The 13812-nt window shown below is 56.7% G+C and carries 12 protein-coding genes; 5 read left to right on the top strand and 7 right to left on the bottom strand.

Annotated features, from left to right (window positions below; all coding sequences use genetic code 11):
- Window positions 1-46 precede the first annotated feature (46 nt).
- The 3 genes from R3F50_22085 to R3F50_22075 are packed head-to-tail and all read right to left on the bottom strand — an operon-like array spanning window position 47 to window position 1598.
- The gene (locus R3F50_22085; protein ID MEZ5492977.1) at window positions 47-724 is read right to left on the bottom strand and encodes a c-type cytochrome; all 678 of its coding nucleotides are present in this window, start codon (window positions 722-724) and stop codon (window positions 47-49) included.
- 54 nt (window positions 725-778) lie between these two features.
- A complete protein-coding gene (locus R3F50_22080) occupies window positions 779-964 on the bottom strand; it encodes a hypothetical protein (protein ID MEZ5492976.1) in 186 nt (61 codons plus the stop codon).
- A 19-nt stretch (window positions 965-983) separates the two neighbouring features.
- Window positions 984-1598, bottom strand: coding sequence for a winged helix-turn-helix domain-containing protein (locus tag R3F50_22075; GenBank protein MEZ5492975.1), 615 nt, complete (start codon window positions 1596-1598; stop codon window positions 984-986).
- 261 nt (window positions 1599-1859) lie between these two features.
- Between R3F50_22075 and R3F50_22070 the strand changes: the two genes are divergently transcribed.
- Window positions 1860-2768 (top strand): recombination-associated protein RdgC, encoded by a 909-nt coding sequence (locus R3F50_22070; GenBank protein MEZ5492974.1) that lies wholly within the window; start codon window positions 1860-1862, stop codon window positions 2766-2768.
- A gap of 265 nt (window positions 2769-3033) precedes the next feature.
- Here R3F50_22070 and R3F50_22065 read toward each other — a convergent pair whose 3' ends face one another.
- Together R3F50_22065 and R3F50_22060 are read right to left on the bottom strand one after the other, a co-directional pair.
- The gene (locus R3F50_22065) at window positions 3034-3585 is read right to left on the bottom strand and encodes a hypothetical protein (protein MEZ5492973.1); all 552 of its coding nucleotides are present in this window, start codon (window positions 3583-3585) and stop codon (window positions 3034-3036) included.
- 305 nt (window positions 3586-3890) lie between these two features.
- Window positions 3891-5585, bottom strand: a complete 1695-nt coding sequence (locus tag R3F50_22060) for a redoxin domain-containing protein (GenBank protein ID MEZ5492972.1) — start codon at window positions 5583-5585, stop codon at window positions 3891-3893.
- Between the two features lie 159 nt (window positions 5586-5744).
- Here R3F50_22060 and R3F50_22055 point away from each other — a divergent pair, with 159 nt between their 5' ends.
- A complete protein-coding gene (locus R3F50_22055; GenBank protein MEZ5492971.1) occupies window positions 5745-7250 on the top strand; it encodes a M48 family metalloprotease in 1506 nt (501 codons plus the stop codon).
- A 61-nt stretch (window positions 7251-7311) separates the two neighbouring features.
- Here R3F50_22055 and R3F50_22050 read toward each other — a convergent pair whose 3' ends face one another.
- Together R3F50_22050 and R3F50_22045 are read right to left on the bottom strand one after the other, a co-directional pair.
- Window positions 7312-7440 (bottom strand): hypothetical protein, encoded by a 129-nt coding sequence (locus R3F50_22050; protein ID MEZ5492970.1) that lies wholly within the window; start codon window positions 7438-7440, stop codon window positions 7312-7314.
- Between the two features lie 42 nt (window positions 7441-7482).
- Window positions 7483-7956 carry a hypothetical protein gene (locus tag R3F50_22045; protein MEZ5492969.1) on the bottom strand — a complete coding sequence of 158 codons (474 nt, stop codon included), beginning with the start codon at window positions 7954-7956 and terminating at the stop codon, window positions 7483-7485.
- A 1141-nt stretch (window positions 7957-9097) separates the two neighbouring features.
- On the opposite strand from R3F50_22045, the gene R3F50_22040 reads away from it, so the two are divergent.
- From R3F50_22040 to R3F50_22030, 3 genes are all read left to right on the top strand, one after another.
- Window positions 9098-9787 carry a VIT family protein gene (locus R3F50_22040; protein ID MEZ5492968.1) on the top strand — a complete coding sequence of 230 codons (690 nt, stop codon included), beginning with the start codon at window positions 9098-9100 and terminating at the stop codon, window positions 9785-9787.
- A gap of 216 nt (window positions 9788-10003) precedes the next feature.
- Complete coding sequence (locus R3F50_22035) at window positions 10004-10519, top strand: hypothetical protein (protein ID MEZ5492967.1); 516 nt, start codon at window positions 10004-10006, stop codon at window positions 10517-10519.
- 285 nt (window positions 10520-10804) lie between these two features.
- Entirely contained in the window at window positions 10805-13792 is a 2988-nt protein-coding gene (locus R3F50_22030; protein MEZ5492966.1) for a TIR domain-containing protein, read from the top strand.
- The last annotated feature ends 20 nt before the right edge of the window (window positions 13793-13812 follow it).

The raw sequence follows: 13812 nt of genomic DNA, 5'->3' as shown, positions 1-13812 counted from the left end.
CAGGCTGGGTCACTGCCCAGCATTGTGGTAATTAATCAGAGGCTCCCTAAGGCTTTTCAATTAAAGGTTGCTTGATAGCGGCGGTAATATTGAGCAGTTCCTGCTGGTTGAAACGTTTAGCAACCTCCACCATCCTCGTCTTGTGTTTTCCGGATTTGCTGAATGATCGCTGCCCGTTCGCGAAGGATTGCAGCTGAGCGAGCAAGTAAGTGCCGTTCAACTGGGCGATAGGTGGGCTTCGAGTAAAAAGCCGCCCCATGGTACTGTTGTGGCAGCCGGCACAGTGCTCTTCAAAGAGCGGTTCACCCGCTGCTGCGTCGCCACTGACTGTTTCCTCTGACATCACAGCCGGCTGCCTGGCGTAATGCCTGGCCAGTTTTTCGATGGCAGATGGTGGCAGGTCCGCAAGCTGCCCAGTCATCTGAGTGATGAAATGGTCTGTGTCTTTGCTTCCGCGCTGTCCAGAGAGGAAGTTCTCCATTTGTTCCTTCAGGTAGCCGCGGGGCAAGCCGTTAAGAACCGGCGCAATGGAACGAATCCGGGCCGCGGGGGCATGGCAGGAATCACATTGCTGGAGCTGGGCGTCCAGGCTGTCCTGCGGCTCACCCTGGGCAAAGCCCAGGGTCGGAAGCGTCGCCACAAACAGCACTGACGCCACTGGTAGCACAGGCATAACAGACGCCAGGCAGCTGTTGAGCAGAAATCGAGTCAGAGTGCGTTTCACGTTAGTCTCCTTGCTGGGATGACTGCAGTGTAGCGGGGGGAACTTTAATAAGGCTTAAGAGCCTTTTGCTTGATTGCTTGATTGCTTGATTGCTTGATTGCTTGATTGCTTGATTGCTTGATTGCTTGATTGCTTGATTGCTTGATTGCTTGATTGCTTGATTGCTTGATTGCTTGATTGCCGGATTGCCGGATTGCCGGATTGCCGGATTGCCGGATTGCCGGATTGCCGGATTGCCACGACCCGGCCCGGCAGTGTGTCAGGGTGTGACTGACCGGCGAATCTCCAGCAAGGCGCCGTCATCGCCCAGAACCCACAGCTTGGGATTACCCATGACCCGATTAATAAAGGTGTTGCGCTTTAGCAGTTCCCGGCGGATCTGCGTGCCGGTGTAGATGGAAGGTTTAATGGGCCGGCTGGCCGCCCTGGAGGCTTCATTCAGGGTCAGCATGACATCCCCATAGGCCAGGTTCTCCGCGATGATCAGCAGCTCGATCGGGCTGTCGACGGTTTCCCTGCCGCTGGCGATGGCGCCATAAATAAACGCCAGCACAATGCGATCCCGCCAGCTTTCCAGGGCATCGCCAACAATGGCATCGATTCCGGAGGTTTTTTTCACGATGCCCAGCACTTCCGGATACAGCGGGCAATGGGGGTTCACCTGGTAATAGCGCTGATTCCCTTCCCGGCTGGAATGGATCAGGCCGATAGATTCCAGCCGCTCCAGTTCGCGGGTCACCGTGCCCCGGCCCATGTCCGCAAGACGGACTATCTGGTTGGTGTAGAACTGCTGTTCGGGTGCTCCGAACAGCAGTCCCAGGACGCGCTGCTGGGTTTTACTGAACAGGGCGTTGCCGGTGGCGGTAATATGCATGGCGGTTTGCTTTTTTCTTGCTGTCTGGAATACGTACCCAATCTGGGGACGCCGTCCCCGCGTGGGACCGCGAGTCTATACTGATTTCGGGTGAGGAGGCCAGTGCTATCGCCATCACTCGAATACTTGGGGCTGGTGCTGGAAACTTGTTGCCGGCTGTAGAATAATCCGCGCTTTGCCTTTGGCAGGGTCCCCGCGGGGTTGCTGTCACGGGCGTCACTCTGGCGGTCCGCGCACTGCCAGTCGCACAGGTTGCTGCACATGTGGTTTAAGAATATCCGTCTCTATGTCCTCACTGAACCCTTTCAACACAGTCCCGAAGCCCTGGAGGAAAAGCTGGCAGAGCATCTGTTCCAGCCCTGCAGCAGCTACGATAAATCCAGCCTGGGCTGGGTCAGTCCGCTAGGCAAAGAAGGCGAGATGCTGACCCATACGGTTGGCGACTACACTATGATCTGCGCCCAGGAACAGGAGCGACTGCTGCCGGTGTCGGTGGTGCGGGATGCGACCGAAGAGCGGGTAGCGGAGCTGGAAGAACGCCAGGCACGCAAGGTGTACAGAAAGGAGCGGCGACAGATACAGGAGGATGTTTTCGCCACCTTGCTGCCCCAGGCCTTTGTCCGGAATCAGCAGCTCTATGCTTACCTGGCGCCACGGGAAAACCTGCTGGTTGTCGATACGCCAAGTGCTCCAAAGGCCGAAGCGCTGCTGAACCTGTTGCGGGAAAGTCTTGGTTCATTGCCAGTGGCCCAACCCGATGTCAAACGCTCACCCGGTGACGTGATGACCCGCTGGTTGCGTGATCACAAGGCCACGCACAAGTTCACTATCGAGCATGACTGCGAACTCTATAATCCTCTGGACGGCAGTAACGTGGTCCGTTGTAAGGGGCAGGATCTGCTGACCGAGGAGCTGCAGGTCATGCTCGCCGCAGAAAAGCGCGTCAAGTCACTAGGGGTCATGTGGAACAATATACTGAGTTGTATCGTGCATGATGACCTGACTGTCAAAAGGCTTCGCTTCGAGGGTATGCAGGAAGACCAAGGCGATCCCGATCCCGAAAATCCGGCTCAGCAGTTCGATCAGGAGTTCGCTCTGATGAGCATGGAGCTTGCTGGCTTTTTCAAGGATTATTTCGCGGCCTTCGGTGGCCTGCGTAATGCTGACTGACAGACCGTTGACTGGTTTTGAGTGACGATAAGGAAACGTAAAGATAAGGCAAACAGGTGAGAAAACGTTCCTTACAGCCAAGGAACCTCTGAATATTTGCCACAACGTTTTGCAGGAGTCAGCCAGGTGCTGCTGCGAGGCGTCGTACGCAGAAAATTGTCATGTCCTTGCCACGTACGACATCGGCCGCGCAGACGGTCAACAGACCGTCTGCCAGAAGATTTTTCAGCGCAGCATCCTTGCCACGCCAATGCGACAATAATTCTCAGTTTTCTCTTACGCAGCGGGGATCACTGGCCTGCATGCCAAGCAGCATTTCCCGTGATACCGGCAGTGGTGCGCAGCCATGATCTGTACCACAGATCAGATCCCATTCCGGTCGCGCCAGCTGGTGGCAGCCAAAACAGTTACCCCCGAACTGGTTGACCACTTCCGTGGTGCCCCGTGCTGCAAAGGCAGCTTCCCCGTCGGCAAGATTCAGTTCGATGAATTCCCAATCGTTGGTTTCCGGATTCCAGCCTTCCCGATGCTTGACCATTACTTCGGAGGGAATGAGAGACACCACCGAGCCTGGTGGATAGGTGCCTCCTGTCGACGAGTTGGCGACGGCTAACGTGGCATCAACATCGCCCAGGATGTTGTCGACATAGAAATCTCCCGCACCCGCCTTGGACATCTCTGTCAGACACTTGAACAGGGTGGCGGTCAGGTCCAATTGCCTGTCGGTATCCTGTGAATAGCTGTGGCCGTTGATCAGTAGCGCCGAGGTGAGCAGAACAAAACCCGGAACAAGCACTTTCAGCCTGGCTGCGGTCATGGGGATCTCCCGTTGTGTAATTAATTAATGAATGAATGAATGGTCGGTCCAGGGCAGCGGCACTGACCTGCACAGCCCAGTGCACGTAGGGCCTGTAACAGGGCGCAGATTACAGCCTGCCAGAGGACACTGCAACCAGTCACTGCAGCATCAAACCGGGAGGATGATCTTGGTATTGTTGATTTTGAAGAATCGACCCTGGTGGGGAGTGGAATACTCGCCAATCGTCCAGGGCTAAAGCTTCTGCTTCTGGAACGAAAAAGCCCGGTTATTGACCGGGCTTTTTGAGTCGAAGCGACAACGGATTATTGTTCGACGTACTTATACTGCATGGCGCCAAAAAACATCTCATCCCAGCTTTCGTTACCCCAGTCCACCGCCCGGGAAGGATCCGGATTTGCGGGGTTCTGAGGTGAATTGTCGAAAGCACCGACCGCGGTAATGACCGTGCCCGCCGGAATGAATTTCGGCTCCTGGTAGGTGTAGCTGAGCTGCCAGTTGTAATTGTACTTGGCGATATTGACCAGCTTTTCACGGCTGCCATCGGGGTAGTCCGCATAGAAACGCATGTATTTGCCGCGGAAGTGCATGTGTGGCAGAAAGCTGTACATGTGCGCATCTTTGGAAATGGTAATGGTCTGGGTCTGTTCAAAGTTCGGGTCGTAAGGCGGAATGGTGGTCCAGTTGAATGGGAAGATGCAGGCGCACTGCCCGTTCATGCGCTCTGCAGGTTCCTCGTCGTTGGCATACCACCAGACTCCTACCTGGCTGGTATCAGTAGTTTCCCGACCGTTCGGCGTGTAGTGCATATTCAGATGCAGCACGGAACCGGCTTTCACCAGGCCGCCGGTATTTTCCGGCATGGCCCGTGGTGTGCCGCCGGGTACATAGGCGGTGATACTGGCCTTATCCGGATTTGGATCGCCACCAAGAAAACCGCGGCCTTCCTCACCGGGAAAATCCAGGCGGTTTACCGTGTGGTGCAGGACCGAGCGGTCGCCGGCGATGATCTGGCTGGCTTTCAGCCAGCGGTCTTCGGTCATGTCGAAAACCACTTCCACATTGCTGAACACCCCATTGCCGGTGGCCGGCACGGTGGTGGCGGGAATGTCGAGAATCAGGTCCGGCTCACCAAACGCCCACTTGGATTCCGGCCAGGTCAGTTCGGTCAACGGATCGCTGTCGCCGTCCCGGGGGGCGCCGGACTCAACCCAGGCAATGATATTGCGGATGTCGGCGTCATCCACCAGTCGATCATTAATAAACTCACCGATATGGGCGTCGATCTGGCCAGGCGGCATGCGCCGCGTCATCAGCACTTCGCGAATCATCGGTGACCAGCCCTGCACCATGGCATGGCTATCCATGGCAAACGGCGCGACGCCACCTTCCCGATGGCAGCTGGCACATTGTTCAGCCAGAACCGGTGCCACGTCCCTGGCATAGGACACTACCGACTGAACGGGGTAGTCAATCGGCTCACCGGTTGTCGCCAGCAGGGGAGCGCTGACTTCGTTTCCGGCCAGTATGTCGTCGATAGCCTGCTCGGCACCTGCCACGCTGCCGCGGTATTCAACTGCGAAGGATCTGGGATTATAGAGCAGGACTTCCCCGGCCCGTTCGATGCCCAGGGCCTGGGATACGACCCGCGCGTCGTCCATCAGCACAGGCATGCTATCGACGCCCCAGGCTAGGATCTGCGCACGTACCGCCTCACGATTGTATCTCCCCATCGGGTTGATCAGCATGAACTCGACGCCCTGGTCAGTGTATTCGTCTCGCAGGGCTTCGAAGGCCGGCAGCGCCGACTCGGTTGCCGCGCTGCCGCTGGCATGCACCAGCAGGGCAATGGACTTGTGATCGTTGTACCAGCTCATGCTATGGTGGTATCCCTGCTCGTCCAGCAGCGAGAAATCCCCCACCCGCTCAGCAGCAAAGCTCAGACCGGGCAGAAGTGCCAGGGCCAGCAGGGAAGAATTAAAATAATTGCACTTGTTCACAGTCTGTTCCCCAGCCCGGTCTGATCCTTTCTACCAGTTTTCCGACCGCAGTGCTTGAAAAACACTCGCTTTCAGAGATACCTTGCACATTACCGGCGGGTTGGACTCAAAATACCCTGAATTGACTTCCTTTTTTACCAGGCCACACAGATTTTTGCTATGAGACATCCTTTCGAAACGACTCGACTGAGGCACACAGAGGCTTCGCGGCGTGGCGTGCTGGCGCTGCTTCTCTTATCGCTGCTGTATCTGCAGGGTTGTGCTGTCAATCCGGCCACAGGCGAGCGGGAATTGAGTTTCGTCAGTGAAGCCCAGGAAATCCAGATGGGGCGACAGGCTGATCCGTCAGCCACCGCCCAGTTCGGGGGGGGCTATCCGGATGAAGATCTGCAGAACTATGTCACGGAACTGGGCATGACCATTGCCGCCAACTCTGAGCGCCCTGATCTTCCCTGGTCGTTCAAGCTGGTGGATCACGAACTGATCAATGCCTTCGCCCTGCCGGGTGGCTACATCTACATTACCCGCGGCATTCTCGCCAACATGAATTCCGAAGCAGAACTGGTAGCCGTACTTGGGCATGAAGTGGGACATGTGACGGCCCGTCATGCGGCGCGGCGAATTACCCAGCAGCAACTGGGAATGATCGGTTTTATCGGGGGCGCCATTCTGTCTGAGACGGTAAGAGCCAATAGCGATGCGTTCATGCAGGCGTTTCAGCTTTTATCCCTGCGTTACAGTCGCCAGGACGAGGCGCAGGCCGATGAGCTGGGCTATCGTTACATGCTGCGCACTACCCACGATCCGGCCGGTATGACTGCGGTAATGCGTATGTTGCAGTCCACCAGCCCCAGTGCCGAGGAGATGGGAGTCCCGGGCTGGATGCTGTCCCATCCCAATCCCGGTGACCGTGTGGCTGCCAATGAGCAGCGCATCGCCCGCTCGCAACAGAGTTTCAGTGATTACCGTCTGGGGCGGGATGAATTTCTGGCCCGGCTTGACGGTCTGGTGTTTGGTGAGGACCCGCGACAGGGCTATTTCATTGGCCGGCGCTTCATCCAGCCGGAGCTGGGCCTGGAGCTGACCTTTCCCACTGACTGGGCCACTCAGAACAATTCCCAGTCGGTTCAGGCGGGGGCACCGGGCAGGGACGCGGTCATGCAGCTGTCGTTCGCCGAGGCCGCTTCACCTCAGGCAGCGTTGTCAGCGTTTCTGCAGCAGCCGGGTATTACGGCGAATCAGAGTGACCGTCAGACCCTCAACAGTCTGGATGTAGCCTGGGCGGATTTCAGTGTCAATCCGCCCGAAGGGCAGCAGGGGGATCCCGTCAGAGGTTATGTGCTGTATGCCGCCAAAGACGGTAACGTCTATCAGATTCTCGGCTATACCCTGGCGGCTCGCTGGGACGGTAATGGTCGGGTACTGGCAGAGTCGATCATGAGTTTCCGCCCGCTGAGCGATGACCGCTACCGGGATGTTGCCCCCCATCGTCTCAACCTGGTGCGTTTGCCCGAGGCCATGAGCGCCCGGGATTTCCTGCGTCGCTATCCGTCCACAGTTGAAGACCAGGCTGTGTTGCTGGCTAATCAGGTAGGAGAGGACGAGCGGCTGGAGCGGGGCAGAGTGATGAAGCAGATTACCGGGGGGCGGGTGCCAGACCGTTAGCTGGCCATTATCTCAACGTTTGACAACTTTGCGTTACCCGCTCAGCGCTCAGTTGTCGTGGTTACGATGCCTGGTCAGGGATGGGTTGATGTGGCTTCGATCGGCTTCGCGGGGCGGCACCTGCTGTTGCTGCACCCCGCGCCCCTTCCGGGGTGCCCTCGGTCAGGAAAATGCCCTTGAAAGCGGTCATTTTCCCTCCTTTATGCTCTCACTCTGTTTCTGGAAGAGTCTGCTACGGACACACGGCAATAGTCACAGTTCCTGAATCGGACAGAATGCCAGACTCCTGGGTGTTTCTGTCTATCCCTGTGCCGAGAACATCGACGGTGCCGCTTAAGGTGCTGAGCGACAGCACAGTGCGAACGGAAAGGGAAAACATTTCATCCGGGTCCGAGGTAAGTCCGCTCAGTTGAAAAATAATCTGATCCCCGAATAACTCCCCGTTCCCATTCAATAAGGTTCGTTCATCCACCGATTCGTCATCGCTGCTGAAGGAGTACCCATTCAGTGTGAAGTGGCCGTCGCCGATATCGAAGATTGCCAGTTTGATGTAGTCCGTGCCCTCGCTGGGTTCTTCGTCGCCTATGCCTTGTATTTCCCAGCAGGCCTCGCCGATGTAAGTGCCATCAGCGAATGCGGGTAAAGAGAAAAAACCGGATATCGCCAGCAGAATCGATAGCAGCGGATTCCATTTTAAACATCTCATTTCTTAATCCTCATTGATTTCATTTTGATGGTCGGGCGAACCAGGCAGCGCTGTGGACCGATCGGTTGTTTTTACATAAGCACGTTTTTTGACTTCTTATTATTTTCAAGGCTGGAGAGCCCTTTTCTGTATGCCGAGCTTAAAATGAAGTTACTTCAAGTGGGCCTGAGGGTCAATTGGCATGACTTGACCTTCCTTCTCAGGCTGAGCGCATCGGGGTCGGCTGCTTTAAAGGCTTTATAGTGGGAAGAGTAATTTGGGAACGGCAGCAGGAGTTGGCGGGTGGGGTCGGCGAGCCGGGGCGGTGTGGTCCGCAGGTGGGGTAGGACGGTGGGATAGGAAGATGGGGCAGGAAGGTGGGGTAGGGAGGTGTAAGGGGGCTTCGATCGGCTCCGTGGCGCGGGACAGGCTGTTGCTGCAGCCCGCGCCCCTCCGGGGTGCCCTCAGTCAGGAAAATGCCCTGTAGGGCGGTCATTTTCCCTCCCTCGGCGCTGGGCTTTGATTGCAGCAACAGCCTGTCTCGCGCCACGAAGCCTTCTGTTGGGGGCGACATTAAACCGTTGCGGATCCTGAAACTGAAACTGAAACTGAATCTAAATCTAAATCTAAATCTGAATCTGAATCTGAATCTGAATCTGAATCTGAACCTGAACGATGCGCCTGTTCTCCAATGAGTATTCACTTCCTCATAGGATTTCAGAACTGTGAACGTACCGGGAGCGGAAGCTTGTCAAGCAGGCTGAGCCACGACTTACTCGACAGCTATAAAGAGAATGGCATTCATGCAGCAAAGTTTTCCGGGCCTTGTTCAACCTATGTCTGCCAGGCACGATCCGCTCCTCATCTTCCTGGTCCGCCCGGGCTGCCCGGGGGATAACAGGCCGTCGATCAGTTGCTGATCTTAACGATTACGAGGTTTGGCAGGCACACAGGTCAACAGGCTGGACAATCCACAGTATCGGATATACCTTTTGTTTCCAGGTTGCAGTGGATTGACGGGACAATATTTTCGTGTTTCGTAAGGTTTTACTCAGTCGGATTGGCTGATGTCGAATTACAAGGTAAACCCGCTGTTTTCTATTGTGAGGTCCATGGCCTCATTGTTGAGTTGTTGTGTGCGCTAAAGCGACCGAGGCACCCCATGAGTCACCATGAAATTCACCGATCGCATCGTGTTGGCTGGCTGCGTGCAGCTGTACTGGGTGCTAACGACGGCATCGTATCTACCGCCAGTCTTATTATCGGTGTGGCCGCGGCCAGTGCTTCAGCGGAGAGTATTATGCTGGCGGGTGTTGCGGGGTTGGTTGCCGGGGCAATGTCAATGGCAGCTGGCGAGTATGTGTCTGTAAGCTCACAGTCAGATACCGAAAACGCCGACCTGATGATCGAGAAGCGATCACTGGAGAACGATTTCGAATTTGAGAAGGAAGAGCTTGCGCAGATTTATGAAACCAGGGGGCTTGAGCCAGCCCTGGCGATGCAGGTCGCAGAAAAACTGATGGCTCATGACGCGCTCGGGGCTCACGCCCGTGATGAAATAGGGTTATCAGAGGGTTCTGGTGCTCAGCCCGTCCAGGCAGCATTTTTTTCAGCAGCAACCTTCACAATTGGTGCTGCTCTTCCCTTGCTGGTGGCATGGGTTGTACCAGAATCCCGGCTGATCGCAGTAGTTGCCGGTTTCTCGTTAGTATTTCTGGCGGTGCTCGGCGCTCTCGCCGCACGGGCTGGTGGCGCCCCTATTGCTGTTGGTGCGATTCGCGTAACTTTCTGGGGCGCGCTCGCTATGGCGTTAACAGCAGGTGTTGGTCGATTATTTGGCGTGGTTGCCTGATGGTGCCGCAGTCGGTCCCAACCAGACCGGACAGTACAGTATGCGCAATGCATCAGGCGAGCAGCCTGCGACAAGCTTTGTGAGCCGCTGAGGCGGGGGTGCTGATCGAACTGATGTGACCCATGACCCTGGGCGAAGGATCACTTTGACTGCTGGTCAGGCTGGTAAAGCAGCTGTTCAATTGAACTTCCGGATGCGGTGCATCCTGGTCACTCTATGAAACTTAAAAGCGCACTGACCATCAACGGCAAAAAATACGATAAGGGCGCCGAGATCCCCTGGCTCTACATCTATCCTTTTTTCATGGTGCACATGCTGGCCTTCGGCCTGTCCGGTTTTTTCATGGCCTATTCCCTCGACGGGCCCGGCGCCGGTTTTCTCTATATGCACGGCGGGTTCGCCATTCTGGTATACCTGATTTTCTACCTGGCCATGTTCGGCCGGGAGGAGGTCAAGTGGATGTTCATCAATGCCGGGCTCGGATTGTTCGGCATTTACGCGGAGATTGGCTGGATCCTGAATCTGTTTGGAACGACGCTCGCGGACTATCCAGTCTCTATTCACGTTATCCCGTTTCTTTACTATGTCCTATACACTTTTCTGCTCCGTCAGGCGCTCGTTGATATCAGCAGGGCCCGGGATAACCCGGACCGGCGACGACTGGTGGAAAGGCTTTATATCGCCATTTCCGTACTCGTGTATGCAGTTATTTATTTCAGTACCCGGAATTGACAGGTTTGAGGGCGCCGTGACCTGGCATATTGCCGGGGCAGCGGGGGACTGTATCCGACGTTTCAGCCGCTAGTGTGGTTGATCTTATAATTTTCAATCGGACTCTGAAAGCAATGAGCCGGCAGGGAGCTGGGTTTCCAAAGTGGGCAACGCGTCACTATCTGGTCACGCGGCGTCTGGGGCGGTAAGTGTTGCTGTACCCGCGAGAGCATGCATGGACTTGGCGGTGTAATAATTTTATGCTTCGTGCTCAAAGGCAGTAGCAGGTTGAGGGAGCAGGGTAAGTTGGCTGACATTTTCATTTCCTACGCACGGGACGACAGAGCCCGGATGGAGAACCTTGCCAGCGCCCTGACCGGAACAGGATATTCAGTCTGGTGGGATCGCAATATCAGCGGAGGCGCCGAGTTTTCCCAACTGATCGAAACCGAGCTGATGGCGGCAGCCATCGTGATTGTGGCGTGGTCAAGCAGCTCCGTGATCTCGCACTGGGTTCGGGACGAGGCCGAGTATGCCCGTACGGAGCGAAAACTGCTGCCAATCTCTCTGGATGGCACAGCTCCCCCCCTCGGGTTTCGTCAGCTTCATGCGTTGGACTTTTCCGCCTGGGACGGTACGGATCAGGACAGTGGCTTTCAGCAGCTGGTCAGCTCTCTGGGGCCGCCCTGCAGTGTCGGAGTTGTTGAACAGGACCTGGAAACCAGACCAGCAGGCAGGATACCGGAAAGGTCTGCCTCAACTTCACCTGGTGGTGAGGAACCGCTGCCAGGCGTGAGAAATCAGGAGGGCAGCTCCGATTCCAGACCCGGGATCGCGGTGCTGCCGCTGGTTAATATGTCCACCGATGCGGAAATCGAATTTCTGGCTGACGGCCTGACCGAGGACATGCTCACCTCGCTGTCCAGTAATCGGCATCTGTCCGTAGCCGCTCGCACCTCTTCCTTCGCTTTCAAAGGCAGATCTGCTGATATCCGGGAGGTGGGCAGGCTGCTCAATGCGCGCTATGTGGTAGAGGGCAGCATCCGCAAAATGGGCAATCAGTGTCGTGTCACCATTCAGCTGATCGAAGCGACGACTGGCGCGCATGTGTGGGCGAAAAAGTTTGATGCCCCGCTGGATGAACTGCTGACTTCGTCCGATGCCATCCTGGAACGGATGGTCGGAAATCTGTTTACCCAGTTATATGCGGCGGAGGCCGAGCGCGCCACCCATGCCCCGCCCGAAACCCTGGGCCCCTGGGAGTATTGTCAGCGGGCCGCCATATCCATCGGACGCGGTGCCGGGTCGCTTGATGGCTGGCAGCGGGTGATTGTTGACCTGGACCGGGCGATCGAGCTCGCTCCGGATTATCCGTTGGCCAACGCACTCATGGCCTGGGCCTGCAATTCGGCGATTCTCAATGGGCTCTACGAAGACGCTGAATATGATGCGCTGTTGCAGAAGGCAAAGACTCATTTCGCCCTGGCTAGAGAGCTGGTTCAGGATGACCTGTTGACCCTTACCTATATTGCGGCCACGGAAAATTTCGCCGGCATGCAGGAGCGATCGCTTTACCACCTGAACCAGGTGCTGGGACGCAATCCGGCCAGTGCGGAGGCCTGGTACATTGCCAGCATGAGTAATATTTACCTGGCCAACTACGATGCGGCCCGGGAGGCTATCGCGCGCGCCGAGGAACTGGCTCCTGAGAAAGGCTATTCCCATTATTACGACTGGGTCCGCGGCCAGATTTACTATGTACAGGGCGACTACGAAGTGGCCGCTGCGCATCTGGAGCGCAAGGTTCGTGATGAGCCGGCTTACGGTTACGCGAATATTATTGCCGGGCTTTGCGCCTTTTTCATCGGCAATGAGCCGCTGGCCAGCAGTTATATTGCGCAAGCGAAGGAGCACAACCCGCAGTTGCAGCCGGCCAAGCTGCGCCACATGATTTTCGGACAACCGGACCGCGACAAGGGGGCTCGCGAGTATGAGGCCCTGGAAGCTCTTTGGCAGGATGCCGGTAGTGCCGCGCCGGCGACCGTGGCCAGCAGCCCGGCAGCGGGTGACGTGCCGGCCGGTTCAGATCGGCCTGGCATCGCCATCCTGCCCTTCACCTTGCGTTCATCCGATCCTGATATTGAGTTTCTTGGCGACGGCCTGACCGAAGACATCATAACGGCATTGTCGGCAAACCGGCACATTCGGGTCGCTGCCCGGGCCGCAACGATCGCGTTCAGTGAACAGTCCGCCGGGGTACGGGATATCGGCAGGGACCTTGAGGTGCGCTACGTGGTGGAGGGCAGTATCCGTAAACTGGGGTCGCGCCTGCGGATTGGTGTGCAGTTCATCGAGACAGACTCCGGCACAACGATCTGGGCTAAGAACTTTGATGCCTCCACTGAATCTGTCGAAGAAGATTACGATGAGTTTGTCGCCAGGATCGCCGGCAGCCTGTTCGCTCATCTGATTACCGCCGAGACAGCCCGGGCCCAGCGATTACCGGAAGAACAGCTGGGGGTATGGGGCTATTGCATGCGTTCGGCCGTCGCATCCGGGCAACAGACCGCTGCCAATCCCGAGGTGTTCAAACAGAATCTCACCAACCTGGAGAAGGCTCTGGAGCTGGCGCCGGAATCCAGCCTGGCCCATGCCATGCTGAGCTGGGCCTGCAATGCTCTGCTGGTCAATGGCATGTACACGGACGAAGAGTTTGTGGCCTTGCTGGAGAAAGCCAAGAGACACCTGCGGCTGGCGAAATCCCTGGCAGGCGATGACCTGTACGCGCTGGTCTGGATCGGTGCTGCGGAAAATTACGGTGGCCTGCAGGCGCGTGCTATCGAAACCCTGGAAGCGGTTCTGAAGCGCAACCCTGCCAGCGCCGAGGCGCTATTATCCATCGGCCAGGCCTACGCCTATGTCGGGCGCTACGACGACGGGCGGCGCGCGATCGAGCGCGCCATGGAGATAGCCCCGGAGGCGGGGATGGCGAATATTCAGCCCTGGTATCTTGCCCTGGTGGAGCACCTGGCCGGCAATTACGAAACGGCACTGCCGCTGGTCAAGGCGGAGATACTGGCGTTCCCGGCCTACGGTTATGCCAATGTGATTGCGGCTATCGAACTGGTGCTGCTTGGGCAACCGGAAGAAGCACCCAAATATATTGCCAGGGCCCGCCAATACAACCCTCATCTGAATCCCAAAAAACTGGCATTGATGATGCTGGCACAGCCTGACAGGGAAAAAGGCCGGCGTGAGCTGGACGTGTTGAATAAGTTGTGGGGAGAACCTTAAAACCAGCGCTGCATGCCGCT

The sequence above is a fragment of the Gammaproteobacteria bacterium genome (assembly GCA_041395725.1).
Taxonomy (GTDB): Bacteria; Pseudomonadota; Gammaproteobacteria; order Pseudomonadales; family Pseudohongiellaceae; genus NORP240.
This window is presented reverse-complemented; position numbering and strand designations above follow the sequence as displayed.

Bases quoted from the DNA above. Each gene is read 5' to 3' on its own strand.
- R3F50_22045 (MEZ5492969.1), bottom strand. From the start codon at position 7,956: ATGAGATGTTTAAAATGGAATCCGCTGCTATCGATTCTGCTGGCGATA.
- R3F50_22075 (MEZ5492975.1), bottom strand. From the start codon at position 1,598: ATGCATATTACCGCCACCGGCAACGCCCTGTTCAGTAAAACCCAGCAG.
- R3F50_22055 (MEZ5492971.1), top strand. From the start codon at position 5,745: ATGAGACATCCTTTCGAAACGACTCGACTGAGGCACACAGAGGCTTCG.
- R3F50_22070 (MEZ5492974.1), top strand. From the start codon at position 1,860: ATGTGGTTTAAGAATATCCGTCTCTATGTCCTCACTGAACCCTTTCAA.
- R3F50_22050 (MEZ5492970.1), bottom strand. From the start codon at position 7,440: ATGACCGCTTTCAAGGGCATTTTCCTGACCGAGGGCACCCCGGAAGGG.
- R3F50_22040 (MEZ5492968.1), top strand. From the start codon at position 9,098: ATGAGTCACCATGAAATTCACCGATCGCATCGTGTTGGCTGGCTGCGT.
- R3F50_22035 (MEZ5492967.1), top strand. From the start codon at position 10,004: ATGAAACTTAAAAGCGCACTGACCATCAACGGCAAAAAATACGATAAG.
- R3F50_22065 (MEZ5492973.1), bottom strand. From the start codon at position 3,585: ATGACCGCAGCCAGGCTGAAAGTGCTTGTTCCGGGTTTTGTTCTGCTC.